The 25,839-nt window shown below is 44.7% G+C and carries 27 protein-coding genes and 2 pseudogenes; 3 read left to right on the top strand and 26 right to left on the bottom strand.

All coding sequences use genetic code 11. From position 1 onward, the window contains the following. Positions 1-34: 34 nt before the first annotated feature. The 3 genes from FCR06_RS22990 to FCR06_RS22980 all read right to left on the bottom strand — a co-directional run bounded on the left by FCR06_RS22990 (position 35) and on the right by FCR06_RS22980 (position 2,310). Positions 35-835 (bottom strand): SDR family oxidoreductase, encoded by an 801-nt coding sequence (locus tag FCR06_RS22990; RefSeq protein ID WP_138503845.1) that lies wholly within the window; start codon positions 833-835, stop codon positions 35-37. 43 nt (positions 836-878) lie between these two features. Next, complete coding sequence (locus FCR06_RS22985; protein ID WP_138503843.1) at positions 879-1,265, bottom strand: inorganic pyrophosphatase; 387 nt, start codon at positions 1,263-1,265, stop codon at positions 879-881. A gap of 97 nt (positions 1,266-1,362) precedes the next feature. Further along, positions 1,363-2,310, bottom strand: a complete 948-nt coding sequence (locus FCR06_RS22980) for a zinc-binding dehydrogenase (RefSeq protein WP_138503842.1) — start codon at positions 2,308-2,310, stop codon at positions 1,363-1,365. 396 nt (positions 2,311-2,706) lie between these two features. Between FCR06_RS22980 and FCR06_RS22975 the strand changes: the two genes are divergently transcribed. After that, on the top strand, positions 2,707-2,952 hold the full coding sequence (locus FCR06_RS22975) for a hypothetical protein (protein WP_138503841.1): 246 nt from the start codon (positions 2,707-2,709) through the stop codon (positions 2,950-2,952). A gap of 188 nt (positions 2,953-3,140) precedes the next feature. On the opposite strand, the gene FCR06_RS22970 is transcribed toward FCR06_RS22975, so the two are convergent. The 14 genes from FCR06_RS22970 to FCR06_RS22910 form a co-directional block, all read right to left on the bottom strand. Further along, on the bottom strand, positions 3,141-4,580 hold the full coding sequence (locus tag FCR06_RS22970; RefSeq protein WP_138503840.1) for a mercuric reductase: 1,440 nt from the start codon (positions 4,578-4,580) through the stop codon (positions 3,141-3,143). Between the two features lie 161 nt (positions 4,581-4,741). Beyond that, positions 4,742-5,107, bottom strand: a complete 366-nt coding sequence (locus tag FCR06_RS22965; protein ID WP_138503838.1) for a hypothetical protein — start codon at positions 5,105-5,107, stop codon at positions 4,742-4,744. 108 nt (positions 5,108-5,215) lie between these two features. Then, a complete protein-coding gene (locus FCR06_RS32920; RefSeq protein ID WP_189523538.1) occupies positions 5,216-5,356 on the bottom strand; it encodes a hypothetical protein in 141 nt (46 codons plus the stop codon). Between the two features lie 113 nt (positions 5,357-5,469). Further along, positions 5,470-6,420, bottom strand: a complete 951-nt coding sequence (locus tag FCR06_RS22955; RefSeq protein WP_138503836.1) for an L-lactate dehydrogenase — start codon at positions 6,418-6,420, stop codon at positions 5,470-5,472. Positions 6,421-6,967: 547 nt separating this feature from the next. Further along, positions 6,968-7,447 carry a DUF1348 family protein gene (locus FCR06_RS22945; RefSeq protein WP_138503835.1) on the bottom strand — a complete coding sequence of 160 codons (480 nt, stop codon included), beginning with the start codon at positions 7,445-7,447 and terminating at the stop codon, positions 6,968-6,970. 259 nt (positions 7,448-7,706) lie between these two features. Further along, a complete protein-coding gene (locus FCR06_RS22940) occupies positions 7,707-8,099 on the bottom strand; it encodes a DUF6130 family protein (protein ID WP_138503831.1) in 393 nt (130 codons plus the stop codon). Between the two features lie 165 nt (positions 8,100-8,264). Further along, the gene (locus FCR06_RS22935; protein ID WP_138503828.1) at positions 8,265-9,317 is read right to left on the bottom strand and encodes an alpha/beta fold hydrolase; all 1,053 of its coding nucleotides are present in this window, start codon (positions 9,315-9,317) and stop codon (positions 8,265-8,267) included. Between the two features lie 155 nt (positions 9,318-9,472). Then, entirely contained in the window at positions 9,473-9,997 is a 525-nt protein-coding gene (locus FCR06_RS22930) for a cytochrome P460 family protein (protein ID WP_138503826.1), read from the bottom strand. Between the two features lie 272 nt (positions 9,998-10,269). Next, on the bottom strand, positions 10,270-11,265 hold the full coding sequence (locus tag FCR06_RS22925) for an alpha/beta hydrolase (protein ID WP_138503825.1): 996 nt from the start codon (positions 11,263-11,265) through the stop codon (positions 10,270-10,272). 134 nt (positions 11,266-11,399) lie between these two features. Next, positions 11,400-11,531 carry a hypothetical protein gene (locus tag FCR06_RS34380; protein WP_262984705.1) on the bottom strand — a complete coding sequence of 44 codons (132 nt, stop codon included), beginning with the start codon at positions 11,529-11,531 and terminating at the stop codon, positions 11,400-11,402. Between the two features lie 63 nt (positions 11,532-11,594). After that, a complete protein-coding gene (locus FCR06_RS22920; protein WP_138503823.1) occupies positions 11,595-12,467 on the bottom strand; it encodes an alpha/beta fold hydrolase in 873 nt (290 codons plus the stop codon). A 57-nt stretch (positions 12,468-12,524) separates the two neighbouring features. After that, positions 12,525-12,689, bottom strand: coding sequence for a 3-alpha domain-containing protein (locus FCR06_RS33775; protein ID WP_223280253.1), 165 nt, complete (start codon positions 12,687-12,689; stop codon positions 12,525-12,527). 5 nt (positions 12,690-12,694) lie between these two features. Further along, positions 12,695-13,072, bottom strand: a complete 378-nt coding sequence (locus FCR06_RS33770; protein ID WP_223280252.1) for an MOSC domain-containing protein — start codon at positions 13,070-13,072, stop codon at positions 12,695-12,697. Between the two features lie 121 nt (positions 13,073-13,193). Beyond that, positions 13,194-13,943: an SDR family oxidoreductase gene (locus FCR06_RS22910; protein WP_138503821.1), complete on the bottom strand. Its 750-nt coding sequence runs from the start codon at positions 13,941-13,943 to the stop codon at positions 13,194-13,196. A gap of 178 nt (positions 13,944-14,121) precedes the next feature. Here FCR06_RS22910 and FCR06_RS22905 point away from each other — a divergent pair. Then, a pseudogene (locus FCR06_RS22905) lies at positions 14,122-14,292 on the top strand (IS1 family transposase); the annotation flags it as partial. A gap of 74 nt (positions 14,293-14,366) precedes the next feature. On the opposite strand, the gene FCR06_RS22900 reads toward FCR06_RS22905, so the two are convergent. From FCR06_RS22900 to FCR06_RS22860, 9 genes and pseudogenes are all read right to left on the bottom strand, one after another. Next, the gene (locus tag FCR06_RS22900) at positions 14,367-14,801 is read right to left on the bottom strand and encodes an ester cyclase (protein ID WP_138503820.1); all 435 of its coding nucleotides are present in this window, start codon (positions 14,799-14,801) and stop codon (positions 14,367-14,369) included. A gap of 80 nt (positions 14,802-14,881) precedes the next feature. Further along, entirely contained in the window at positions 14,882-15,067 is a 186-nt protein-coding gene (locus FCR06_RS33765; RefSeq protein WP_223280251.1) for a hypothetical protein, read from the bottom strand. A 124-nt stretch (positions 15,068-15,191) separates the two neighbouring features. After that, the gene (locus FCR06_RS22890; RefSeq protein WP_138503818.1) at positions 15,192-15,623 is read right to left on the bottom strand and encodes a cupin domain-containing protein; all 432 of its coding nucleotides are present in this window, start codon (positions 15,621-15,623) and stop codon (positions 15,192-15,194) included. An 81-nt stretch (positions 15,624-15,704) separates the two neighbouring features. Then, a pseudogene (locus tag FCR06_RS22885) lies at positions 15,705-15,983 on the bottom strand (GMC oxidoreductase); the annotation flags it as partial. After that, entirely contained in the window at positions 15,929-16,135 is a 207-nt protein-coding gene (locus tag FCR06_RS34875) for a GMC family oxidoreductase N-terminal domain-containing protein (protein ID WP_223280256.1), read from the bottom strand. The gene FCR06_RS34875 and the pseudogene FCR06_RS22885, both read right to left, overlap by 55 nt. 155 nt (positions 16,136-16,290) lie before the next feature. Then, a complete protein-coding gene (locus FCR06_RS22875) occupies positions 16,291-17,103 on the bottom strand; it encodes an alpha/beta fold hydrolase (RefSeq protein ID WP_223280250.1) in 813 nt (270 codons plus the stop codon). Positions 17,104-17,217: 114 nt separating this feature from the next. Further along, positions 17,218-17,775, bottom strand: coding sequence for a DsbA family protein (locus FCR06_RS22870; RefSeq protein WP_138503814.1), 558 nt, complete (start codon positions 17,773-17,775; stop codon positions 17,218-17,220). A gap of 206 nt (positions 17,776-17,981) precedes the next feature. Continuing rightward, positions 17,982-18,611 (bottom strand): response regulator, encoded by a 630-nt coding sequence (locus FCR06_RS22865; RefSeq protein ID WP_138503812.1) that lies wholly within the window; start codon positions 18,609-18,611, stop codon positions 17,982-17,984. 8 nt (positions 18,612-18,619) lie between these two features. Next, positions 18,620-24,688: an AAA family ATPase gene (locus FCR06_RS22860; RefSeq protein ID WP_223280249.1), complete on the bottom strand. Its 6,069-nt coding sequence runs from the start codon at positions 24,686-24,688 to the stop codon at positions 18,620-18,622. Positions 24,689-25,354: 666 nt separating this feature from the next. Between FCR06_RS22860 and FCR06_RS22850 the strand changes: the two genes are divergently transcribed. After that, complete coding sequence (locus FCR06_RS22850) at positions 25,355-25,756, top strand: VOC family protein (RefSeq protein ID WP_138503810.1); 402 nt, start codon at positions 25,355-25,357, stop codon at positions 25,754-25,756. Positions 25,757-25,839 lie beyond the last annotated feature (83 nt).

Below are 25,839 nucleotides of genomic sequence, written 5' to 3'. Positions count from 1 at the left end.
TGTATTTCCCCCATTTCCCCACTACCTCCATGCGTTAAACACCAGGGGTAGACCCACCATCAACAAGAATTTCTGCTCCTGTAATTGAAGCAGCAAGGTCAGAAACTAAAAATAGAGCCAAGGATGCGATTTCTTCTGGCTGAGCAATTCTTTTTAAAGGAATACTTTGAATAGTTTCTGCCTTGGCTTGTTCTACGGTGATGCCACGGGCTTGGGCATTTTGTTCTGCTAAGCGTTCGGCTCGTTCTGTAGCGGTAGCACCAGGTGAAATGGCGTTAATTCGGATATTGTATTGGGCTAACTCTTTAGAAATTCCTCTAGTAAAGTTGATTAAGGCGGCATTAGTCGTACCACCTGGAACAAAGCCAGGACGAGGTGTTCGCCCTGCACCACCAATGATATTGACGATACGTCCATCACCTCGATTTTTTTGATGGGGTACAACGGCTCTTACCAAGCGAATGTAGCCCAATAGTTTTAAGTTCCAAGCATCCAATAATACGTCATCGCCTAGTTCGAGGAACGAGCCTGCACGGGCTGAACCAGCGTTATTAATCAAAATATCAATCTGACCAAACTGTGTCAGAGTTGTTGAGACAACTTTCTCAACATCTGTTGCCTGAGTCAAGTTGGCATTGATAGAGATGACTTTCGCCCCCGGAGTAGGTAGGGACTGAATTGCACTGACTGCATTTTCTAGTCGTTCTGAATTACGAGCTGCAATCGCCACATTCACACCTTCACTATAGAGGGCTTTGGCGATCGCTAAGCCAATCCCCGCACTTCCTCCTGTGACAATCGCTGCTTTACCAGATAGTTTTAGTTCTAAGCTCATACAAAGTTACACTCAAAAATGTAATTTCTTTTTCACAAGCCAGCTATCTCCCAATTGCATCCACCTTAGCGCGAACCAATAATATTGCTGATTGAGAACCTGTATTGTGGATATTTAAGATGATTTGGCTTTCCTGGGATGTACAGCCTAGAAGTATCTTGATTTCTGTATCCCGTTTTTCCAAGTCAACACTACAAATGAGGGCGGTGACTTTTCTACTAGACAAGCTTCCTGTCCATACATCTATATCAGCTTGATCTCCTGCTCGGGTATCTTTCAAGTATCCATAGTCCAGTGGATAAATAAAAGATGGATAACGTGGATGTGATGTCCCTTTTGGACGATCTATCTTGAGGTTACTAGCAGCTACAAGTTGGTCTAGTTTCAACCAGAAGTCAGCGTCATTCGCAATTGCTAATTCGTAATTCATAACTATTACCCCAAACCTGAAATTAAGCCACTCCAAACAATAAATTTAGGTGCATGAAAAAAGAATTAATTACGAATTACGAATTACGAATTACGAATTATTCTGAAATGTGCAATACCGCTTTGCCAGGAAAACTCCTGTCAAGTAGTTTTTGGGCTACATCAGCTATTTCTATCCAAGAAGCTTCTAAATCAATGTGAGGACGCAATTGACCTGCTTCTACTAAACTCAAAAGCCGTTTTAGACCGATTGCTGCTGATTCAAATCTCAGTTCATCGAACAGACGTAAACCATACAAGCTTACGCTACCAGTCCCGAAAAATTGAGCAGCATCGAATGTTACTTCAGATCCCCCAGATACTCCATACAGCACAGTTTTTCCATCCTGAGCCAGTAAACCAAGAGCTATACCCAAAGTTTTGCCACCTACTGACTCTACAATTAGATGATAAGGACCATATTCCTTTGCGCCTGACGGGTCTTCGCCAATCACTACTGATTGTGCCCCTGCTTCTTTAACTAAAGTCTCATACCCAGCTTGGCGAATGTGTGCCACGACTTGCGCCCCTGAGAGTCGTGCCAATTGAATCGCAAAGTAACCAACACCTCCTGATGCACCCGTCACTAGAACGGGTCTACCTAAAAGTGAGCCGCCTTTTAGCAAGGCATGGTACGCAGTTAAACCCGCTACAGGCAACGTGGCAGCTTCAGCAAAGGATACTGATGGCGGTAATTCTGCTAGAGCGTTGGTGGGAACAGACACAAGTTCTGCCCAAGCACCGCTGCGACGCAAGCCAACTACACGCGCTCCTTGGGCAGGCCCCGACCCATCAATGGCAGGAGTTTCTATTACACCAGCTAAGTCCCAACCAGGCTGCCAACCAGCCTCAGCACTGGTTGAACGTTTCACCTCTCCCCGATTTAAAGAAATCGCCGCTACCCGTACTAAAGCTTCATCTGAAGCAGGCTGTGGTGCAGTCACTTCACTTAGTGCCAAACGCCCTGGCACATTGGGGTCAACAATTACAGCACGTATTTTGCTCATAAGGTTACCCTGGCTTAGAGATTAATTTCTAGATCGTTGTTTGACAATTTAGTGCCTGTAATAGATCAACTTCATAAGTTACCTATTCTTTCTTTACTTTAAATCCCTGTAACTAGGTTAATCATTTCTCTTAAATACGGCAAGTTTATCGAATTACCGTAGTTTTAATGTGTAGATAAAAAGTATCATAAAAAACTATAATAATCAAGCATTTTGCGAAAAAATTTGTATCATCAAGACCTACATCTGTTGCTGTGCTGTAAGCTTAGTTGGTATCCAGGCGAGATACAATGGTAGACATAGCGAAAGTCTGATCCGAAGGAAACTCAGATCATAATTTTCCAAGACAGCCGAGACCTTTATTTTTCTGAGATATTTTTAGTTTCGGCGTTTTTTGTGAGTTTTTTATCCATTCTCAATCAATCGAGCGCGATCGCTCCAGGTTTATACTCAAAATATTTAGCACAAGAGCTAGCTTCAGAAAACTTTCAGCAGAGTAGGCGAAAGTTACTTGAAATCATTAATGCTCGTGCTGTGGGGAAGTCTCAACCCCAATTTACCTCGAAGGTGCAAACGCTACAGCAACAATTGCCTTTGAACAGTTTGCCACCGAACTCGGACAATGGTTTAATTTCCGATTAGAGCTTGAACGACAAACCATTGAGATTGAGGCACTAAAAGCCTCTGATGCCAAAGCTACCCGACTAGCTTCTCAAAAACTGAAAAACTTACAAGCTTGGAACATCCGCAAACTATTTGGTTAAGTAAGAAAGGCTCAATCTCAGAATTGACAAAATGCACTCTTCTTTAGAATCTCACGGATGGTCTGTTTACAACTTGGAAAACAATATATTTAACCCTTCGGTCATCGTGGGATGAGTCAAAATACCATCCCGCAGAATGGTGTAGGGCATCTGAGCTTGCATCACCATCTGTACCGTTGAAATCACTTCACCTGCTTCATGACACAACAGGGAACACCCTAGAATACGACCTGTATCTGTATCGACGATCGCCTTCAAAAGTCCATCGGTTTGACCGAGTGTTTTCGCTCTCGGAACGGCTGACGCATCCACCTTCGCCACGCGGATAGCATATCCTTGTTGCTGTGCTTCAGTTTCAGTCAAACCCACTTGAGCCAGTTCTGGATCGATGAATAGACAAGATGGAACTAATCGATCCTGTGTACTACGGTTGCCCCGATCAATTAAATTAGCTTTGATAATGCGATAATCATCAAGCGATATATGAGTGTATTGCGGGCCGCCCTTGATGTCGCCTAACGCCCAAATCCCCGGAATGTTCGTCTCTAAGCGATCGTTAACTTGAATAAATCCGCGTGTATCGGTTGCCACACCAGCAGCAGCTAAATTTAAGCTCTCGCTATTGGGCGCACGACCAACGGCGACGAGCAAATGCGACCCCTGGATGTTGATTTCACGAGCGCCAACTTGGATTTGCAGGATGGTTTGATTACCAGTGCGATTCTCCAAAGGAGACGCTTCTGTGCGAGAGGCTCCGCCAACGCGAACGACCTTCAACACCTTCGCCTTCAGCAAGAATTCAATACCATCTTGTTCCAGCAATGTTTGAACTGCGATCGCTATATCTGGATCTTGCTGTGACAGGATTTGCTCACTTTGCCCAATGACAGTAACCCGAGAGCCAAAGCGCCGAAACATCTGGGCAAACTCTAAACCAATATAGCCACTACCGAGAACAATCAGGTGTTCGGGCAGATGTTCTAATTCCATAATCGACTCACTTGTCAAAAATCCTGCTTCTGTGAGTCCGGGTAAAGATGGAATTAACGGTCGTGTGCCTGTATTAACAAACAATCGTTCGGCGGTAAGTATGCGAGTGTTCCCCTCAGCTGTCGTCACTTCAATTGTTTTGGGAGCAACAAACCTTGCTTCGCCAATGAGCAAGTTGTTATTCAGAGCCGTTTCTAAATTGTGCAAGTTCACTTCACGTGCAGATTGCACAACCGCTCGTTTTCGTTGAATCACCTCTGCTAAATCGACGATAGGTGTATTAGCTTTAACACCATAAGCGGCACTATTTCGCACTGTGTTTGCAACATTGGCACTTGCCACCATAGTTTTAGTAGGAATGCAGGCAATATTAATGCACCCGCCACCAATCATATTTAAACTACGTTCAACCAGAGCGGTTTTACGTCCGTCAGCGACTAACGCTGGTGCAAGTGTTTTACCCGCTTTCCCGCCACCGATAATAATGTCGTCATAGTGTTGAGCGTTCACTTCCATGTCCTTTGAGTTTGATCGGGTGAATACGATTTTTAGAAGGTGTTATGAATTTCAGAAAAAACTAACTAAGAGGGTTTTAGCGATAATGTATTTGACGAGCGTAACTCAAGATGCTTGCCCTAGCTGGGTTGACAAAAAGTGCATAACACCCCCTAGAAGATTCAACTTTTTTTACAAGCTTGCTTCATCAAGATACGGTTGTTTTTATACACCTCTAAAGTTCCAGACTGCGGATTATCTAACGTGCCATCCCACACCCAGTATTGATAAATTCCATTTTGAAACTTATACACTCGAACACCTTCTGTCGCTTGGCTAGTTCCTTTGCCCAAACTTAAATTACCGTTGGGACTAGTGGCGCGATAAAGCAGTTCACCTGAAGTATGATTCTGCCAAATATTTACGTTGTAGCCACCCCGGCATTTCGTACTTAGGATGATGCCAGCAGTAGAATCAGCAGAAGCAGGTAAGGAAAAATTAGCTAAGATACTGATTGGCAGAGTAAGAAGTAACGCGGATGTTTTCATAAGTGTTGTAAAATTAACAAGTTTGACATTATTTTATTGCTGCTACAATTTCATCTGTAGACAGCGTTGGCGATATACCCAAAGTTGATCAGTGCTGCCTTATAGCCGTCACCCAGTTTCGGATGTCGAGGAGCAGCTGTTGCATCCTTGATGACGCTGTTTCCAAAACGCCAATGTGCGATCGCGTGCTAATTCTGCGACTTCTTTGCGATCAGCCGAACTACCTACGCGACTAAACCCATGACTCACTCCTTAGTAAGGATAAATAATTTTCACTAAATATGCATAATAAGAGATCTGTACCAGGCAATTCACCTTGCCAGTAATCGTAATGCTTAAAGGTGATATAATACGAGTCTATTTTAACTATGCAAAGAATTATGGGCTTTATTGAGTTTGGTGGCTGATTCTTCTAATAAGCGTTGTTCATCAGCATTTCTTGATAACAGCAGTTGGCGCTCAATACCTGTTGAGCCAATGATACATGGAAGTCCAAGAACAACTTCACTGCCAACTCCATAGTTAGAATCTGCTCTGACCGATACTGGAAATATCTGCTTTTCATCTCGCAGGATGGTATCAACTAACTGACAAACTACTATTGATATACCATAGCTTGTATTTCCTTTGCGTTCAAAAATGTTATAGCCTCGTTTACGAGTTAACTGTGCGTACTCTTGCTGAATTTGTTCTAACGTTGTTCCTTGTGGTATGGGAAATTCAGTTAACGGAATTCCCCCAATAAATGCACTAGACCAAACGACAAATTCACTGTCTCCATGCTCTCCAATCACATAAGCATGAACGTCTTGTTTGGCAATATTTAGTCGCTTTCCAAGTTGATATCTCAGTCTAGCAGTATCAAGAACCGTTCCCGAACCGAAAATTAGGTTTTCTGCTCTGGTGGAAGTAGCGATTGCAATCCGCGTGAGTACATCCACTGGATTGCTAACGATAAGTACGATTGAATTCGGTGCAACTCGATCCAATTCTTTGATTGTCGAACGTATAATCTCTGCATTGTCGCTCAATGTATCTAATCGCGTCTGTCCTTGTTTTTGCTGCACTCCAACAGTCACAATAATGATATCTGAATCAGCTAGATCTTCATACTGATTTGATGGTATTATCTCCATCTCTTTAAGTAGGGGAATGCTGTCTTCAATATCCCATGCTTGCCCCTCAGCTTTTGATAAGGTTCGGTCAAAAAGGACAACCCTTACACATTTCCCGAGTAGGACTAAAGCATTTGCAACGTCTGCACCTACATTACCTGCACCAATAATACCGACTTTAGATGTTTTACTAATCATGCTATATCTACTTTTTTGTAACTAACACAATGGGTTAGTGTTCACTCTAAAACTAATCCTTTTGAGTCAAGATTATTGAAGCGATGACTTCGTTTCAAATAGTGGATTATCTTTGTGAACAACTTTTTAATTTGCAGCCTTTAAATACTCTTGTACCACAAGTTGGTCAGTCATTGACTGGTCGAGTCACTTGTTTTAAAACGAACAAGGGTTGAATGTACTTTATTAGCTCGTGATGATGAAGGATATGCCAACCCTTGGTTAATCCTCACCGTTGTTTGCATTCATAGCAGTGGACTTCTTGTAGGATAAAAACTGGGTGATATAGCAGGGCGGCCGCATCATGTCAATAAGACTGTTATATTCTCAATAGACTCAAAAATAATCTCATTAACGTTAGCTTATTGACAAATATTTTAGTGATCGCTTTGAGGGTTGGAAAACAAGTCAAACGAGAAATGGTGATTTTTTCGTTGATTTTTAACCTCAGTGGTGAGTAAGTATAATTTAGATACATTCGCCTTGGGTGATATAGTCGTTGGGCTTTTCAAAGATTGAGGTCTGACAATCCGGGATGATCATCAGGACGACGACCTAGTATCCAGTGGTATTTGCGATCGCTCTGGTGAATTGGCAGGTCGTTGATGCTGGCAATACGCCATCGCATGAATCCGCGTTCGTCAAACTCCCAATTTTCATTGCCGTAAGAGCGAAACCAATTGCCAGCATCATCATGCCATTCGTAAGCAAACCGCACAGCAATTCGGTTGTCTTGAAAAGCCCAAAGCTCTTTGATCAGACGGTATTCCAATTCTTTAAGCCACTTACGTGTTAAGAACTGGACGATCGCTTCACGACCAGATAAAAATTCTGAGCGGTTGCGCCAATTGCTATCTGAGGTGTAAGCGAGTGATACTAGTTCAGGGTTACGTGTGTTCCAAGCATCCTCTGCGATTCGGACTTTTTGGATAGCGGATTCATTATCGAAAGGCGGCAGGGGTAATCGAGGATTTTCAAGGTTGTTCATAATATGTATACGGTAGAATCGCCATCGTCTTAGCATAGTTGGATTAAAATTACAACAGATTTTAAGGAAGGTGAAGTACATAAACTAAGTCCCAAAGCCAGGTATGAATCCTGTTTTACTTCTGGGTTCTGAATTCTGCTGTAAGTGCCGACCGAATGACCTCAAAAGCTGTTTGATACGGTTCAATGAATACCATCCGCGATGTGCAGCGTTTCCCCAGATGCCCCCGTCACAATTGCGATTTTTTTATCTAGTTTTTTCATGATTTCTTAAGATGGGGAACCGTGAATGTCACAGTTTCGCTAGTAATGACCTTGTGTGTGGGGTCAGCTAGTTCGATCAGCACCTTGTGCGCGCCAGGTTCGAGTCCGACCAGGATAATCGTTTCGCCACTGGCATCAACAAAGTGCCATGGCGCGTCGTCAACGGTAATGTGGATATGCCCAATGCGCGGCGATACGTCGAGGGCACCTTTGCCAAACACTGGCAACACACGCAAATTCTCCGTCCGGTACTGAATAAAGACGCGTCCCTGTGCTAGCGGTTCAAGAAGCGGTGGATCGACAATCAGCTTGGGTGGTGCTTCGTTTGCGATCACAATCAACGGTGATGGTCCGATAATGTCCCTAGCGCTCGGTGTGTGGCTGTTCATAGCGGATAAGTATCTGAAAGTGGTTTATATAACTATCCGTTTGCAGGTGAACAAGTGCAGAGTCATAGCTTTGAAGAAGCGATCAACGTTTCTTCGATGCGAATTTCCAGACCGCAAATGCAAATGCTTTAATATCTTCCTCGATTGCAACAAGTCGTGCATGAACTAATAATCATCGACTTCAACAATAGCTTGGGCAAAGCTCTGCGGGGCTTCTTGGGGCAAATTGTGACCGATACCGCCTTTGATGAGTCGGTGTGTGTACTTACCAGAGAATTTTTTGGCATAGGATGAAGCATCTGGATGCGGTGCTCCATTGGCATCACCTTCAAGCGTGATTGTGGGCACGGTGATAACCGGGGCTTCGGCGAGCCGCTTTTCCAAAGCGTCATATTTCGGTTCGCCTTCAGCCAATCCGAGTCGCCAGCGGTAGTTATGGATGACGATGCTGACGTGATCTGGGTTGTTGAAGGACGCGGCGCTGCGCTCGAACGTGGCATCATCGAAGTCCCACTTTGGCGATGCAATCTGCCAAATGAGCTTGGCAAAATCGTGTCGGTATTTGTCGTAGCCTACGCGGCCACGTTCCGTAGCAAAATAATATTGGTACCACCATTGAAGCTCAGCCTTCGGCGGCAACGGCATCTTGCCGGATTCCTGGCTGCCGATTAGATAACCGCTCACCGAGACAAGCGCCTTGCAGCGTTCGGGCCAGTGCGCTGCGATAATGTCAGCCGTCCGTGCGCCCCAATCGTAACCAGCGAGGATCGCCTTCTCGATTTTGAGCACATCCATCAAAGCGATGATATCGACCGCGAGCGCCGACTGCTGACCATTTCGGACTGTTTCACTTGAAAGAAAGCGCGTCGTGCCATAGCCGCGCAGATACGGGACGATCGCCCGGTAACCTGCTGATGCCAGCAAAGGCGCGACATCGACATAGCTATGAATGTCATAGGGCCAGCCGTGCAAGAGGATCACCGGACGACCAGTTGCAGAACCAACTTCAGCGTATCCAACATTCAGGACACCAGCATCGATTTGTCTGTGTGGTCCGAGGGATGTGTTCGTCCCTGGTTTAATTGTGGGCAGAACTGCTGGTTTTGGTTTGTTAGATTGCGCGTTTGCAGAACCGAATCTGACTAACTGGGCGGTAGCAATAGTTACTGCCGTAGCGCCCAAAAAGCGGCGGCGATGATAGTTGATTCTTTCAGACATTTGTTAACCCAAATCTAACGAGTCTATCTTGATGTGCAACAACAATTTTACAGACAGTTGTTTCCCTAAGCCTGGGTTATCTTCGGATGTACTTAACATCTCGGTGTCACAAAACCTACTGAAACTCACGACGTTGGCTAACACACCTTCAGGCTTCAAGGCGCGTAACGTGTAAAGACAAAGTCGCGAGCTTTGACGACCACGTGGCAGGAAAAGCAGCTGTTGACGGCCACGTTGGTGGGTTTGCCGTCGTTAAATTGAGCGAATCCCCAGCCGCCCGTCGAGGCGTATTTTCTTGAGTCCTTGATCATAAACTGAACCCCTCCCTTGGTGGGTGGTCCAGCTACGTAAGATTGGAGACGGCCAAAGGCTTCTTTGCTTTCCTCCAATGGGACGTAACTCCAGGCGAGTCGGGCAATGATTGTACCGTCTGGGAAGGGAAGTTTCCCTTCCCGGTATGCCTTGATCGCTACGTCGTTGCCCAATTTGGCGCGTATATCGTTGAGGTCACCTTTTTCGCGGGCTACGGAGATCAGTTTCCAGTCGCGGTATCCAGGGGGGATTTTGTCTCCGAAGACCGGGGCGGTCTGTCCATCAGCGGGTGGAGATGGGGGAAGCGTGCAAACAACCAGGTTAGCCACCATTACAACTACAACCACCAATAAAGCGATCCGTCTCATACAGTGCCTCCAAATATTATGCGCTATTGAAATTACCTCATCGAGAATGACAAGAAAATCTAAAGATAGGGCAGACGCAAAGACTCTTACTCAATTTTTTAGCTCTTTGCGTCACCCTACCCTTCGGGAACGCTAAGAGCGAACGGGTTCGGCAGTGACGTTCGTTCGCGTAGCATCTCCGACAGGAGAAGACTCGCTACCGCTTCGCTAACGCAACCGACGGAAACCGCCAGGACTGCGACTGCCTCACCGCATCTTTCCCTCTTTGCAGCCTATTGCAGATGTTTCTTCAATTCAGCGGCAGCTTGAACAAACAGAGAACGGACTTCTGGCAGATCAGCTAAACCATTGAGCAGTCCAAAGTCATGAATCATGCCGTTGTACTGCACCGCTGTCACCGCTACCCCAGCTTCATCCAACTTACGTGCATACGCTGTACCTTCGTCATGCAAAATATCGCTCTCTGCAATCACAATTAACGCTGGCGGCAAGCCTTTCAGTTGCTCAACCGTTGCCTGTAGGGGGGAGGCATAGATGTCTTTGCGCTTTTCTGGGTCAGCGATGTACATGTCATACATCCACTTCATCGTGGGTACGGTTAGGAACCGCTTGTCGCCAAATTGATGATAAGAATTCGTTTCAAAATCCGCATCGACGATCGGCCACATCATGATTTGTAGCTTGATGTGTGGTCCTCCGTTTTCTTTGGCCTTCAAAGTAGTGACCGCTGTCATATTTCCACCAACACTGTTGCCAACGACTGCCAGATTCTTGCCATCTACGCCAATCTCCTCACCATGCTCGGCAACCCATTTGGTCGCAGCAAAAATCTCATTGATTGCTTGTGGGTACTGAGCATCTGGCGTGCGAGTGTAGTTTACGAAGACACCTGCAAACCCTGAAAGCACAACCAGATTGCGAACCATGCGCTTGTGTGTCGGGTAATCACCCAGCACCCAACCACCACCATGAATAAAGATGAAAACAGGTAATGTGCCCTTGACCCCTTCAGGTCTTACAATATTGAGGGTAATTGAATAACCATCAGCAGTAATTGTCTTTTCAGACTCTTCAATGCCTGAAAGGTCTACTGAAACGGAAGCCTGTGCATCCACAAGAACTTGACGTGCATCGACTGGAGTGAGTTTCTCCAGTGCCACACCCGGTGAATTTAGCTCTTTCAAAAATTCCTTCGTTCCTTTGGAAAGACGTGGATCGTCCGCAACTTCCAGAATTTTTGCTGCTTGCGAGTTTGCTTGAGAAACCATGACATTCTCCTTTAATGAATTGTAAACAATCTGTTGAGATGGGACTGTTAAGTTAATTGATTTAACACTGCTGCTTGATAAGTAGTAATTGTCATTCTACAATTACTCTTATCGACATCTTTTCCCAGCCAAAACTATTTATTATTGGTGGTTAGCTTGGTATTCTCTACAACGTTAGTGGTCAGAAAGCGACGAATATAGTCTGCGATCGCATCCCCATCTTCTTCCAGAGCAAAGTGCTGAGTATCAAAAAAAATGAAACTCAAGGTTTTTTCAGTCGGGTTTATAAGCGTAGGCTCTGTAATTTTTGGGTTGAAAAACCTGCACTTTTACACCCTCGACTCTTCTCTAACGCGACTGGTGATAAAGTGACGGATATGGTCGGCGATCGCATCCCCATCCTCTTCCAGAGCAAAATGTCCAGTGTCGAGTAGATGCAACTCAACGTCTTTCAAATCGTGCTGGTAGGGATAAGCACCGTCAGCAGGAAAGATGTAGTCGTTCTTGCCCCAAACAATCAGGGTAGGGGGTTGATACTGGCGAAAGTACTCCTGCCATTGGGGATACAGCGGTGGATTGCTGCCATAGCTATAAAACAGCGCCAGTTGAATTTCTTCGTTTCCGGGACGATCGAGGAAATGTTGATCCACCGTCCAGGTATCGGGACTAATTGCTTCCAGATTACGAACACCGTTAGTATATTGCCACTTAGTTGCTTCTAGAGTGAAAAGGTATTTGAGCTTTTCAGCATTCTCAGGCGATCGCTCTTGCCAGTATGCTTTGATAGGTTCCCAAAATTCGCGCAGACCTTCCTCGTAAGCATTGCCATTTTGAACAATCAGAGATTGTACTCGTTCTGGATATTTAGCCGCAATTCGATAGCCAATCGGTGCACCATAATCCATCACATAAAGGCTGTACTTTTTAAGATTGAGCGCAGCAATGAATTTCTCCACAATCTCAGCCAAGCGATCAAAGGTGTAATCAAACTCATTTACTGTAGGCATCGAACTGTTGCCGTAGCCAGGGTAGTCAGGAGCAATGAGATGGAATTTATCAGCAAGGGCAGGTATGAGATTGCGGAACATATGAGAGGAAGTTGGAAAGCCGTGCAATAGCAGAATCGTTGGATTGTCAGGAGAACCCGCTTCACGGTAGAAGATATCTAAGCCATCGATCAAAACTGTGCGATATGTAGTCATGGGATTACTGCTTGTAAGTGATAAAAGTGACATGATGGCGTTTTACGACAAGTTGAGCTATCTCACATCCTGACGACGGATCTGCTCCTGAAAGTAGTCCCACCAGCTTTCGGGTAAAGCTTTTAGTTGAGTTGCACGATGCAGTAACTCTGGATTGTTCTGCTCACGAACATAAAGCTGAATGATATTAGCAACAGTAATATTGTTGTCATCCCGGCTCATCAACTCTAAAGTGTCCCCGACTCTAACTTCGCCTCTTGCAAAACCCGAAAGTAAAATCCGGTGCGGCGACTGGCGAGAAATCGTTTCACCATATCCGATCGCCCAAAGCGAATCCCTAGTTTGTAACAGGGTAAGCGCGGTTGAGTCACCATTAGTTCCACACTGCCGATTTTAAAGTGATCGCCAATGTTCAGATCTTCTTCTTTCAATCCTGTGACTGTGAAATTTTCACCAAAGATACCGAGTGTTAGCTCTGTGTCAGGCAATTCCCTTCGCCAGTAGTCATAATGCTCAAAAGGATAGACGTATACGGCTTTGTCAACTCCACCATGAACGGTGAGATCGGCTTGGCGAGCGCCATCTAAATTAAGTTCGCGCACCATCACTCTGGCATTAACTGGCTCTTTGAAAATTCCAGTGCGGACGGCTTTTCCTTACCCTGGTACTTCACGCGGCAGTCCGACATTAACAGAGATCAGCTTCATCTTTAACTCCTTTTGGACTTCAAATCTGTGCCATACCGCCATCGACAAACAACTCAATGCCGTTAACAAAACTGCTGTCGCCTGAAGCCAGAAAGACAACGGCTTTGGCAATTTCATCGGGTGTGCCGACTCGTCCCAGTGGGATAACGCTGGCTTGGGTATCCACGAATTCTTGCAACTGCTGATCATTCAGTCCCAAAAGATCGTAACCAGGAGTTGGAACCACACCAGGACTAATGGCATTCACTCGGATTTTGCGTTCTCTGAGGTCGAGTATCCAATTTCGAGCAAATGATCTCACGGCGGCTTTGGTAGCGCTGTAAACACTGAAAGCTGGCGTACCCTTTATACTAGTAGTCGAAGCATTCAGGATAATGGAAGCGCCCTCTGGCAACAGTGGTAGTGCCTTTTGTACGGTGAACAGCAAACCTTTGACGTTTACATTAAATGTTTTGTCAAAGTCTTCCTCTGTGATTGCTCCAAGTGGGGCAATTTGTCCACTGCCAGCATTGGCGAAGATGATATCGAGGTGTCCTTGCTCTTGCTTGATGGTGGCAAACAGGCGATCGAGGTCTGCCAGATTAGAAACATCGCTTTGCACAGCCGTAACATTTTTACCAATGGCTTCTACAGCAGCATCCAGTTCGACTTGACGACGACCCGTGATGTAGACATAGGCTCCTTCAGCAACAAACTGTTTGGCAGTGGCAAGACCGATACCACTGTTGCCGCCAGTAACAAGAGCGACTTTTCCTTCTAGTTTTTTCATAGGATTAGACCTCATGGGAATTTTGGGTTTGTGTGAATCATTGAAGATTTTCTGTTGAGTGCAGTACGGTCGGGCAGGGTGTGTGGTGTAAGGAATACAACTGAGACACGCTATATCTGCACTTAGAAATGAGAATTAAATAACATTGAATTTTGTAGGATGCGTTATGCTACGCTAACTGAAACAACAAACCGGGCTGTGGCATCGACGCCAAAATAAGTTTGGCAAACGGTGGGGTCAGACGATGATGACAGCCCGATTAGTCGTCAGTTATTTCAACTGGATTTGGTGCCATTCAAGATTACAAAAGACAGCAGCTCAACGGGCAGGATTAGCCACTCATCGCTAGTCTTGGGATGATTTGGTTTCTTACCCCACGTTTTTCTGAAGCACAACCGACGCCTATCAAGGCACCAACGCGCCCTACAGATTTGATAGCACGCCGAGCTCAGCCAAGATGACTGACATTTCGTTGTAACAATCGAACAACTTGACTTTCCCGTTTACGAGCCGAAATATATCGCAGCAGGGCGCGTGCATCGTCTTGCCTGAGGCGGGGATGGTACCGATAGGCAAGTTAAGTGTCCCAGTGTGCGTTCCCTGCAACGTCAGCTCGACTATGACAACATCACCCACGACGTGCAGGTGGTGGATTTCCCGATGCATATCGGGAAAAGCCTTCGACATCACAGCGACTGGCTTCCACAACTCGTCTGGGCCGCGAAAGGTGATGCCCGATGACATATCGACAAATTCTCCGTCTGCTGTGAAACAGGCAACAAAATCCTTCAGATCCTCGTACTCAGCTTCTGCCACGTGGTAGAGGTGGCGAATTGCTTGTTCATTGTTTGTGGCCATTTCAGTTCCTCCTTCGTTAATATCCAGCCTGGCAACATAGCATAGTTCGTCGTACAAAGGGTAATCCAGTTGTGACAAGACTAGACATTTGGACTCATTTTGTCTGATAGAAATGCTTGATGGATAAGTGATGCCATGACATCGGTGGCGAACAGGCGATCAAGGTCTGCCAGACTAGAAACATCGCTCTGCACAGCCCTAACATTTTTACCAATGGCTTCTACAGCAGCATTCAACTCGGCTTGGCAACGACCTGTGATAAACACATAAGCACCTTCAGCGACAAACTGCTTGGCAGTAGCAAGCCAATGCCGCTGGTTCCAACCGTGCTCAGCGCAATTTTTCCTTCTAGTTTTCTCATTGTGGTAACTCCTGTGGGCGTTCTAATCTCTAAGGGAGATCTCCAGGTGCACCCAGAATTTCGTCGCCAATTTCGGTAGAGATACGAGTGAACAATTCCATGTCAGGTGCCTCATCTTGGTTTAGCGTCCCTGTTGCTTCAATTAGTTGAGCAAAGGCACTGGGTGAAGCAACGACTAACCCGCGAGCTGGTTGATCGCTGAGTGCAGCAACAACATGGGGTGTGCCCATCGGAATGAAGGCACTTTCACCTGGGCCTAGTACAACCTTATTTTTACTAACCCAGACAGTGAACTCTCCTTCCAACACATAAAGTTGTTCTGAATAGCGTGTATGGCGATGGGGTGGAGTCTGTGCACCAGGAGGGAAATAGCCCTCAATCAGGTCATATTTACCGTCAGTTGTGGTGTGATCGGCGACGATAGTAAGGTAGTTATTAAGAAGCCAGAATGATTTTGTCATAGAAGTACTCCTTCTAATGAATAGATTGTGTTATGAACGCTCAAGCTTGCGGCTCAGATAAAGCAGGCGTTCATGCCGTTTCTAGATAGACAAGTGTGACAAATTTTGAACATTAAGCTTGTTGGGAACACTTTGCGAGGTACGCTCCGCTTTAATTAAATCTGCTGCCTTCTCAGCAATCATGATAGCGGGTGCATTTGTATTCCCTGTAGTGATTGTTGGCATGATTGATGCATCAACAACACGAAGACCTTAAATTCCATGTACTCATAGCTGAGAATCGACGACTGCCATTGAGTCAATGCCTATTTTGCAAGTGCCAACCGGATGCCATACAGTGCTGCAAATGTCCCGAATGTAACCTTCTCCTGATCAACCCCGTGAAATTCTGACCCGCCTCGTGAGGAGTGCTCCGATTTTTTGAAATAGGGCAATACATCCTGGTACGACCAACCGGGATTTCCTAATTCCTGCCAGCGATCATAGTCTTGAGGATTGCTTCGGATATACATCATGAAATTAATCTAGATTACAATGTAGTCATAATTAGTCATGAAGTTCTCTTCCTCTGTTATCTACAATGGATAAATGAAGTCAAGAATGAACTGATTTAAAGAGCGATCGCACAAACACTGTTAGTTATTCATTGCTTCTCTTAAAATTGGGATTACTTCACAGCAGTGCTTGCTGCTTTAATCACTTTGGCAACCTCTTTTGGATGAGAGATAAAAGGAACATGACTGGAGTTAACTTCGGTTGTCTTAGCATTAATCCGTTTAGCCATAAATCGTTGAAGTTCAGGGTTGATAGCACGATCGCTTTGAGTCACGATAAACCAGGAAGGAATCGTTTTCCAGGCGATTTCATTCAATGATTGCTCAAACGCAGCGCTGGCGATCGGCTTTTGGGTTGCTGCCATCACTCGGGCCTCAGCATTTGATACATCTTGGGCAAAAAATTCGTGAAACTTACTGCGATCTATATAGAGAAAGTTTTCAGCATCAGGTGCGATCGCCTTGCTAATCGGGGCTGCTGCGTACTTTTTGTTCAAATCACTCGTTTTTTCTCCGACATCTGGGGCGAAAGCATTAACATAAACTAGAGCTTTCACTTGTGGATTGCTAGCCGCCGCACCCGTAATTACATTTCCACCATAAGAATGTCCAACCAAAACAACGGAACCTTTTTGATTGTCAATCACCCGCTTCGTTGTTGCCACATCATCAGCAAGCGAGGTGAGCGGAATCTGCACAGCGGTTACTCTGTAGCCATCCTGCTCTAACAATGGAATAACGTGTTGCCATGATGTACCGTCAGCAAAAGCCCCATGAACCAGAATGATCGCAGGTTTAGAGTTGGAGGCTTGAGGTAATTCCCTGGAGGTGGCTGATGTTGGATGCATTGATATGCCAACGACAACACTTAATGCAAATAACCACAGCAACAATTTTTGAACTTTTTTCCATGTAAAAACTATCATTGCGATCGCCTTTGTATTCTTGCTAAATTGCTGAATTCTCTGATTCTTGTTGTTCGTATAGAAGTTATGAAATACTCTCCGCTGAAATACTTATTAAGATAAGCACCAAAAACCTTAATCATTTGCAGCAACAATGGCTGCTATTATCTGCTCAACAGTCCAGCGATCAAGATAGCGAATTCCATTAATAAACAAAGCGGGTGCAGCATCCACTCCACTTCGCAGTCCACCTTCGATATCCGCATTGATCCGATTGACATACGCGCCCTTGGATAAATCCTGCAAAAATTGAGAAATATCAAGTCCTAAACGATTGGCATACTCCACTAAATAGCCATTTCCCAACTCCTGTTGATGGATAAATAGCATTTCATGCATTCGCCAAAACTGCCCTTGAGCCGCAGCGGCTTTTGCGGCTTCCGCTGCTCGTTGAGCATGTGGATGAATCTGTACCTGAGGAAGATGACGGAAGATAAAACCTAAATTATTTTCTCCAAACGAAACCTGCAATTGCTGTAGAGCAACTTTAATCAGTCGATAGACATTGGCACTTTGAAAACATTCATAATCTCCATACATGACGAATACTACAGCAGCATTCAGTACACCTTGGATATGATCCTGGGTTGAAGGCGGAACGAATAGAGAACGATTATTACGGTTGTAAGTCATCTTTCGGTTTGTATTAAGCAAACTTAAGCCTCACAACCCAACTGCGCTGACATTGCTATGGATTCAATATAGACAATTGACCCTTTCTTGTCGTCCACTCTGGGTTGACATTTTTGTACAATCGAGTGATGGATAAACCTGTCCATCTGACAGTGGAAGGTTATCTCCAACTAAAGTTGGAATTTGGATACCAGCTTTAGTACAGCTTACAAATTGACAATCCCACGCTTGACAGCAGTAATCACAGCTTGTGTGCGATCGCTTACTCCCAGTTTGCTCAAAATGCGATTCACATGCGATTTGACAGTGCTTTCACCAATACTCAAAGCAGTCCCAATTTCCTGATTACCCATTCCTTGTGCCATCAAACGCAGGACTTCCAACTCTCGTTCACTGAGTTCTGGATTGCTCATTCGCTGCAATAATTTTGCGCCCACTTCTGGCGGAATATATTTCTGACCATTATGAATCGCGCGAATCGCATTCAAAAGTTCGCCAGGTTTAGCATCCTTAAGCAGATAGCCTTGAGCGCCCGCCTGCAAGCCGCGATAGATGTCTTCATCGCCATCGTAGGTCGTAAGTACCGCAATCCGAGCTTGCTTAAATTCAGCACAAATCGCCATAATAGCTTCAACACCTCCCATTTTGGGCATTCGTAAATCCATTAGCGTGACATCGGGTTGGTATTCTCGAAACGCGTCGAGCGCCTGCTGTCCATTTTCAGCTTGAGCGATCGCTGTCATTTCTGGATCGCGGTTAATGATGGTTGCTAGACCCTTTCTGACTATGGCATGGTCGTCAACGATCAGAATACGGATCGTAGTAGATTGATTCATCGTAACTCTCACCTTCGATCAATAGTGACAATAATTTCTGTCCCGTGTCCCGGTTGGCTTTGAATCGATAGTTGTGCGCCAATGTGCTCTGCCCGTTCGCTCATTCCTAATAAGCCAAACCCACCGCTCAGAGGAATGCTACCCACTCCAAAACCTCTTCCACCGTCTTTAACCCGTAAGATACACTGTGTCTCGTTGTACACTAACTCAACCCGAATTTCACTGGCACAAGCGTATTTAATGGCATTAGTTAATGCTTCCTGCCCAATTCTGAGTAAGTTATTCTCTACTTCGGTTGGTAAGGAATAGGCTGTACCCTGAGTTTCGCAAATCACAGCCGTGTCGGTCGTTGATCGCATTTGAGCTACAATACGATGCAGGGCACTCTCTAAATTACCTTCTTCTAATAGCCGCGGACGGAGTGCTGATACGGATCGCCGTGCCCCTGCCAGCCCAGCGCGTGCTAGTTCCTCAATCATTTCTAGATGTACTTGGGTTGCTTCTGGGTCATCCGCCAGTACTTGTGTTGCTGCTCCAACCTGAAGCAGAATACCTGTGAAGGATTGAGCCAGTGTATCATGAATTTCCCGCGCCATCCGGTTGCGTTCTTCCAGAATGGAGGCTGCTTCAGCGAGTTTGCGATCGCTAATGTCTGCGAGCAGACTGTAGAAGCCTCTGACTTGAGCATTGTCATCGAAATCAGGAATCAAGGTCGCGCTGATGCACCGCTTACCAAGCGGAAAAGGGATTTCTGCTTCTATAGATACAGTTTGCCCTTCAAACACTTGGTTAATGTACGGTTCAAGCCGTTGATAAACTGCCTCACCAAAAAGTTGACGAACAGGGTTGCCCAGRATTTCATTGCGGCTACGGTTAAACCAAACCTCATAGGTACGGTTGATGAATTGATAACACCGATTGGCATCTACATAGCTGATCAGAACTGGTAGAGCATTGGCAATCAGTCGTAATTCCTGTTCTCGGTTACGCAGCTCTGCTTCGCTTTGCTGTAAAGCTGCCGTTCGTTCTGCCACCTGAAGTTCCAGGGTAAGGTTGTATTCGGTTAACACTTTCTCTGCTCGTCTGCGCTCTGTAATGTCTTGAAAAGCTACGATTGCATAAGCCACGTCACCCTGCTCGTCAAAAACTGGAGTTCCCCATGCTTCAATTGGAATATTTTTGTCGTTTCGGCGAATTTCCATGTCATCAACCGTGATGCGCTCACCACTTAATGCACGGACAATTGGCAGTTGGTCACTTGGATATATTTCATTTGTTCCCGCCCGATAAAACTGATAAACCTCTGCAAACCGCTCTGGTGTTATTGCAGGATCGACACCTTTGCCCACTAGCTGAATTCTGCGTTGATTGGCGTAATAAGGGTGCCCCCTTGCATCTAATACTGCAATGGCTACCGGAACTGCTTCTAGAAATTGAGCTATTCTACTTTCACTCTTTTGTAGGTTTGAGTAGAGCTTGGCATTTTCAATCGCGATCGCTGCTTGAGTAGATAGAAGATTCAGAAGTTGCGATCGCTCAGGTGTAAATGCCCCAGTTGCTAATTGATTTTCTAGATACAATACACCGACAAGCTTACTTTGGTTTAATAGTGGCAAACACAGCAGCGATCTGATTTCGTGGTGCTGAATATATGAATCATGAACAAAATTACCTTCATGAGCTGCATCATTTAAGATGACGGATTCATGAGTCCGAATAACATACTGAATAATTGATTCGGGTAAACGATTTACCATTAGCATCGATTGCAACACTTGTGTAGCACAAACCTGCTCACCCTCATGGAGTTCACAAGCAGCCTCAATTATCCATTCTCCTGAATTTTCTAAAATCAGATATCCGGTTTGTGCGCCAGCGTTCTCGATTAAGATCCGCATCAATGAGTGAAGCAACTGATCTAGTTCAATCTCACTAGAAATTGCTTGTGATGCTTTCATGATTGTTGCTAAATCGAAAGCCACATGTAAGGTATTTGAGGTCGTTTTAGATGCTTTAAAGCTTGTTGTATCAGCCATACCGGATGACTGAGGAAAGAACTGAGGATAACGAGTTTCTAAATCTTTAACCTTTGCTGTGGCTCCCCAGCGTTTATAGCAGTAGTGCGCTTCTCTCATATAAAGCTGGGCAAACTTTTCTCTACCACGACCCAGATAAAATTTAGCAGCTAACTCGTAGGCTAAGGCTTCTTCTCGCAAATAGCCATTTTCTTTCGCTCCTTGAATAGCTTGTTCGTAGAAATCCTCTGCCTCAAGCAACTGACCTGAAACTCTCGCCCTCTCTGCTTGTATGAGATGATATTTATGCAAATGATTCATGGGTGCATATTGCGCCCATTGCTTCATTTTCTCCTGACTAACAGCAATTTTTTCTAGAATTTCTGCTTGTACCTCAACCCTGTCAGGGTATATGGCAAGTCTTGCCAAAGCAGCATAGAGGTAGTAGAAGGGAACAAAAGCTGTACCAACTATTTGAGTCAAATAGCGCTCTGCTATCATTGCATTCTCGACCGCCTGAGCGTACTCACAAAAGAGGTAGCAGAGGAAAAGTTTATTAGCATAGACATCAAAAATCGCAGTTCCATCATTTGCTACTTCATGTTGTGGTAATCTATTTTCCTCATTATAAAATTCACCAGCAAGATGGATTGGATGGTCTGAGCAGCCCATCAAATTTGCGACTACCTGGTGGAATATTTGATTCCAGGTCAGCGCTGTTTCCTGTTTAATCTGACCGATTGCCTCATTGTATATTCTCATCTCGCGCTCAACTTCTATGAGTTCATTTCCGACTGCATAGAAATTGAAGCAATAAGCGTGTGCAGTATAGGCGACAAACTCCAAATCTCCGGTTTCTAATCCATTGTGGTATGCTTTTAGAAATGGCTGAAACGTGTTTCTAAGATGCTCTTTCCAATGAATGATGAAAGAATTCACAATCAGCAATGTTCTAGTGCTAAGTGAATGAGTATTGGAGTGTGACAATAGCCTTAAAGCGAGCTGTCCAAATTCGTAGCCCGTCTCAATATCTCCGACCTTTCCACAAAGGATTAGTCCAAAGTTGGCATACGCAAAGGGAGACACAAGGGTATTCCCATGCTTTATTGATAAGCAGACCTGTTTAGCTACCAGTAGCACCATCAGATCGGGAGCAGCAATCCAGGACGAAATCGTAATTCTAGATAGAATTCGCATCGCCACTAACTTATCCTGCTCACTCATTTCTGGCAAATAAGTCAAGTCTTCGATCAATTTGTCACTCAAGATGTGTGAGATTGCGTCTAGTTCAAGCTGAATATCCGACTGGCTTGGTTGTTCGGGCAAATGAATCCCAAATTGTGGCAAAACCTGTAATGCTGTATTGATTGCCTTTAATGGCTGACCCTGTGCGATATAAGCCTGAATTTTGACTTCGTAAACTTTTACGCGATCAAGAATTGTTTTAGCGTCCGGCAAAACAGCCTCTGCCCAATGTTCTACATTTTCAAACTCACCACACAAATATGCGACTTCCGTTGTTTCAGTATATAACTCTAAAGCCAGGTCATAGTTGGTTTGCCAGCTAGAATCTGCCAGCCATGCTCTACCCATCGCCAAATAGTTTTGTGCCGTACCATAAGCGATCGCTGCTTTTGCTTTCTGCCCTGCTATCAAGTTCAATTTGGCAATTTCATCTCGTTCTGCTTGATTAGTAATCAGTTCAATTCCATGATTGAGATGATCCACAATTTCAAACAGTCGATCTGATAGACAAGCTGCCAACGCTTGTTTAAGCAAATTGCGACCAATTTGAAGATGAACTATTTGTTTATTTGACTGATCAATTAGATCGTAAGCTGCTTGCTGAACGCGATCGTGCGAAAACTTGTAATTCTGAATTAGCAGATTCTCATCTAACTCTGAGGTTACTACAAGCAACTCTGACTGAATTACGGTTACGAGTTCTGCAAAAATTTCAACTACTGATCGTTCACAGATGACTGAGAGTGTCGCTAAATCAAACTCAGCACCAACACAAGCAGCTAAGGATAAAATCTGTTGAGTTTGCTTTGGAAATTGTTTCAGCTTTCCGATGATTAACTCCACTACATTGTCGGTAATATTTTTGGCATTAATATGAGTAATGTCCCATTGCCAGCGTTGTTGATTAATGTCGAAGACGATGAGACCTTCAATGTACAGCGCTTTGATAAATTGATTAGTGAAGTAGGGATTGCCGTTCGCTTTCCGCCATATCAGTTCTGCTAAAGGGGCAATCGACTCAGTATGCGTGTGCAAGGTTTCAGCAATCAGTTGAGTCACCGCCCCTAGTTCTAGCGGAGCTAACATTATCTGACTAATAGTAACAGTTTCCTGCTTTAGCTTCTCTAAGGTTGCAATCAACGAATGTGTTTGAGTGACTTCGCGATCGCGATAAGCTCCAATTAAAAGCAGGGCTTGTATGCCACGGTCGCTCATAATTAACTCAATGAGCTTAAGCGTAGCAGAGTCTACCCATTGCAAATCATCTAGAAAGATCACCAGAGGATGCTCAACACAACAGCAGGCTCGAATGAACTTCTGAAAGACAAGGTTAAACCGATTTTGTGCCTCACTTGCTCCAACTTCTGCTACGGGTGGTTGCTTGCCAATGATCCACTCAACTTCTGGAATGACATCAATGATCAGTTGTCCATTACTTCGTAAAGCTGTAAGCAAGCGCGATCGCCATTGTTGCAGTTGCTCCTCAGGTTCACTTAGCAATTGTTGAACCAGTTTTCGTAGAGCATCCACAATCGCGCTGTAGGGAACATTGCGCCCAAATTGCTCAAACTTACCCGACGTGAAATAACCGCGCTTTGCTGTGATCGGTTTGTAGAGTTCCTGTACTAAAGCTGATTTACCGATGCCAGCATAACCAGACACCAACATCATCTCAATATTGCATTGAGCATTTTTTTTATTTCCTATTCCTGCTACTCTCTCAAATGCTGCTAATAATACTGCAATCTCTGCTTCTCGTCCATACAACTTTTGGGGAATGTGAAAGCGATCGCAAACATCTTGTAGACCCAGTTGGATACTGCCAATTTGCCCTGTTTGTGTAAGTTGGGCTGCACAACGTTCTAAATCTGCTTTGATGCCCCAGGCACTTTGATAGCGATCTTCTGCATTTTTCGCCATCAATTTCATCACAATGTCTGAAATATCTTTAGGAATTGCACTGTTAATTGGTGATGAATCATCCACCACACCCCACAACGCCACATCCTCTACTTGGGGAGCCACCCCCGTGGGCGAGTTTCCCGACTTGAGGGGAGTGGCGTGAGACCCCAAGACTGGAGTGGCTCCCCCACACCCCACACCCCTAATTTCACACGGAGGAATCGGCTCTTTAGCAATATGACAATGCACTAGCTCCAAGATATCCGTTGTTGCGAACGGCAGATGTCCAGTGAGCAATTGGTAAAACGTCACGCCGAGCGAATAGAAATCGGTGCGGTAATCGAGCAAACGGTTCATTCGTCCGGTCTGCTCTGGCGATAGGTAGGCAAGGGTTCCTTCTAATACATGGGGGCTTGTGAAGGTTGGATTGCTGCGGTTAAATTGAGTGGCAATCCCAAAGTCGATAATCTTGACCACGCCTGTATTAGGATTGAGAACGATATTGCCAGGATTAATGTCCTTATGAATAATATTCGCGGCATGGATCTCACCTAGAATTTGTGTGAGCTTGACGGCAAGCAAAAGAAAAGTGGATACAGGCATCGGGCAGAAAATCTCTGAGTGCTGCCGCATCCAGTAGTCCAAGGACTCTGCACCAAAATCCTCAAGGAGGATGACCAGCGTACGTTGATAGTCCTCCTGGCTGTACGCCTTGATTACACCTTTTATGTTCAAAGAGCGGGTAATGGCATACTCCTGTCTATAGCGCTTGATTTCTTTAGGTGAGGGATAATCTTGCTTGAGCATTTTGACGATGATCGCCTGACCATCTTGCACTCGGATGCCTCGATACACTAAAGAGGTTGAACTCTCATAGATTTTGCATTGAATGGCAACTCCAGGCAGGGTAATCATCCAACTCTCTCCTGAGGTAGGACATAAGCATACTGCAAATTATATGGTATTGAACCGAGATACATGACGTGAAAGTTGTGCGTAGAGACAGTAGCCTATTTTACGAAGGAATCGTTTCTTCCTGGAATTCCTTTTTCTCTGTCCACATATAAAAGGGTCACAGACCATCTGTGAGAGATTAAGATAACGTGAATCTTCAACGAAGGCGCACTTACGGTAAGGGCGAAAGAAAACAGCGTTTTCTTAGGAGTGCCCCACGAAGGGGAAGTCAAAAATATTAAATCCCCTCGCTACGAATAAAATAAACACTTCATTAATCAAAGAACTTTCCAAGACAGCCGAGACCCTTATTTTTCTTAGATATTTTTAGTGTCGGCGTTTTTTTGTGAGTTTTTATCAATTCTCAATCAATCGCTTTTGCCTGACAAGTTGAGCAAATTCATATCTAGCAACCTTTTTGGGCTTTCCTATCCGTCGAATTCAGGTTACATTAATTACCTTTTAGATAGACAGTTTAAAAATGCTAAAATAAAAGTTGATACTATATCAAATACTGAGATAAATTTACCCAAAACTGCTGAATTTGGCAAAGCTGATTTGGGAGATGCCAAGCTTGATGAAGTCAACAGAGTTGAACATTAATCTAAATATTTTTGGATTGAATCTATGTCACTATCAGAAACTATTGTAAAAGAAAAAGATACTCGTCCTCCTTTGGCGATTGGTCATGTGAGATTGTATGTGAGTAATCTACCGGAGGCTAGTGAATTTTTCGTCAGAATAGGGCTACGGCTAATTACCCAATCAGAACAAATAGCTGTTTTAGAATTACGGGGAGGAACGCACTTAGTTTTGAGAACAACACCAGAGGCTATTACTTCTGGAACCAAGGCACCTTTTGATTTGATGGTAGATGATGTTTTTGCCACTAGAGATAGTTTTAGAGAGTGGGGACTGACTGTTTCTGAAATAGAACCAGGCAGAATCCACAGTTCATTTATCTTGACTGGCCCAGACGGCTATCTATTGACGTTAACTTCTTCGCATACAGGCGGTAGAGAAGTTTAATGTATACAGATATGGGGTAAATATGGAGTGCTGGTTAATGAGTGTTAATTGATAACTAACGACTGTTAACTGTTGAGTGAGGA

The organism is Nostoc sp. PA-18-2419 (assembly GCF_005869855.1).
GTDB lineage: Bacteria > Cyanobacteriota > Cyanobacteriia > Cyanobacteriales > Nostocaceae > Nostoc.
Note: the sequence above shows the minus strand (reverse complement) of the source record. Positions and strands in the feature narration are given on the sequence as shown.

Coding starts and splice junctions, on each gene's coding strand:
- FCR06_RS22945 (WP_138503835.1), bottom strand. CDS start 7,447: ATGAACAACCTTGAAAATCCTCGATTACCCCTGCCGCCTTTCGATAAT.
- FCR06_RS33770 (WP_223280252.1), bottom strand. CDS start 13,072: ATGGTGCGCGAACTTAATTTAGATGGCGCTCGCCAAGCCGATCTCACC.
- FCR06_RS22900 (WP_138503820.1), bottom strand. CDS start 14,801: ATGGCCACAAACAATGAACAAGCAATTCGCCACCTCTACCACGTGGCA.
- FCR06_RS22965 (WP_138503838.1), bottom strand. CDS start 5,107: ATGAAAACATCCGCGTTACTTCTTACTCTGCCAATCAGTATCTTAGCT.
- FCR06_RS22970 (WP_138503840.1), bottom strand. CDS start 4,580: ATGGAAGTGAACGCTCAACACTATGACGACATTATTATCGGTGGCGGG.
- FCR06_RS22865 (WP_138503812.1), bottom strand. CDS start 18,611: ATGAATCAATCTACTACGATCCGTATTCTGATCGTTGACGACCATGCC.
- FCR06_RS22955 (WP_138503836.1), bottom strand. CDS start 6,420: ATGATTAGTAAAACATCTAAAGTCGGTATTATTGGTGCAGGTAATGTA.
- FCR06_RS22890 (WP_138503818.1), bottom strand. CDS start 15,623: ATGACAAAATCATTCTGGCTTCTTAATAACTACCTTACTATCGTCGCC.
- FCR06_RS22875 (WP_223280250.1), bottom strand. CDS start 17,103: ATGATAGTTTTTACATGGAAAAAAGTTCAAAAATTGTTGCTGTGGTTA.
- FCR06_RS22870 (WP_138503814.1), bottom strand. CDS start 17,775: ATGACTTACAACCGTAATAATCGTTCTCTATTCGTTCCGCCTTCAACC.
- FCR06_RS22990 (WP_138503845.1), bottom strand. CDS start 835: ATGAGCTTAGAACTAAAACTATCTGGTAAAGCAGCGATTGTCACAGGA.
- FCR06_RS22850 (WP_138503810.1), top strand. CDS start 25,355: ATGTCACTATCAGAAACTATTGTAAAAGAAAAAGATACTCGTCCTCCT.
- FCR06_RS22920 (WP_138503823.1), bottom strand. CDS start 12,467: ATGACTACATATCGCACAGTTTTGATCGATGGCTTAGATATCTTCTAC.
- FCR06_RS22935 (WP_138503828.1), bottom strand. CDS start 9,317: ATGTCTGAAAGAATCAACTATCATCGCCGCCGCTTTTTGGGCGCTACG.
- FCR06_RS22940 (WP_138503831.1), bottom strand. CDS start 8,099: ATGAACAGCCACACACCGAGCGCTAGGGACATTATCGGACCATCACCG.
- FCR06_RS22930 (WP_138503826.1), bottom strand. CDS start 9,997: ATGAGACGGATCGCTTTATTGGTGGTTGTAGTTGTAATGGTGGCTAAC.
- FCR06_RS34875 (WP_223280256.1), bottom strand. CDS start 16,135: ATGTATATCCGAAGCAATCCTCAAGACTATGATCGCTGGCAGGAATTA.
- FCR06_RS22925 (WP_138503825.1), bottom strand. CDS start 11,265: ATGGTTTCTCAAGCAAACTCGCAAGCAGCAAAAATTCTGGAAGTTGCG.
- FCR06_RS22910 (WP_138503821.1), bottom strand. CDS start 13,943: ATGAAAAAACTAGAAGGAAAAGTCGCTCTTGTTACTGGCGGCAACAGT.
- FCR06_RS33775 (WP_223280253.1), bottom strand. CDS start 12,689: ATGAGCCGGGATGACAACAATATTACTGTTGCTAATATCATTCAGCTT.
- FCR06_RS22980 (WP_138503842.1), bottom strand. CDS start 2,310: ATGAGCAAAATACGTGCTGTAATTGTTGACCCCAATGTGCCAGGGCGT.
- FCR06_RS22985 (WP_138503843.1), bottom strand. CDS start 1,265: ATGAATTACGAATTAGCAATTGCGAATGACGCTGACTTCTGGTTGAAA.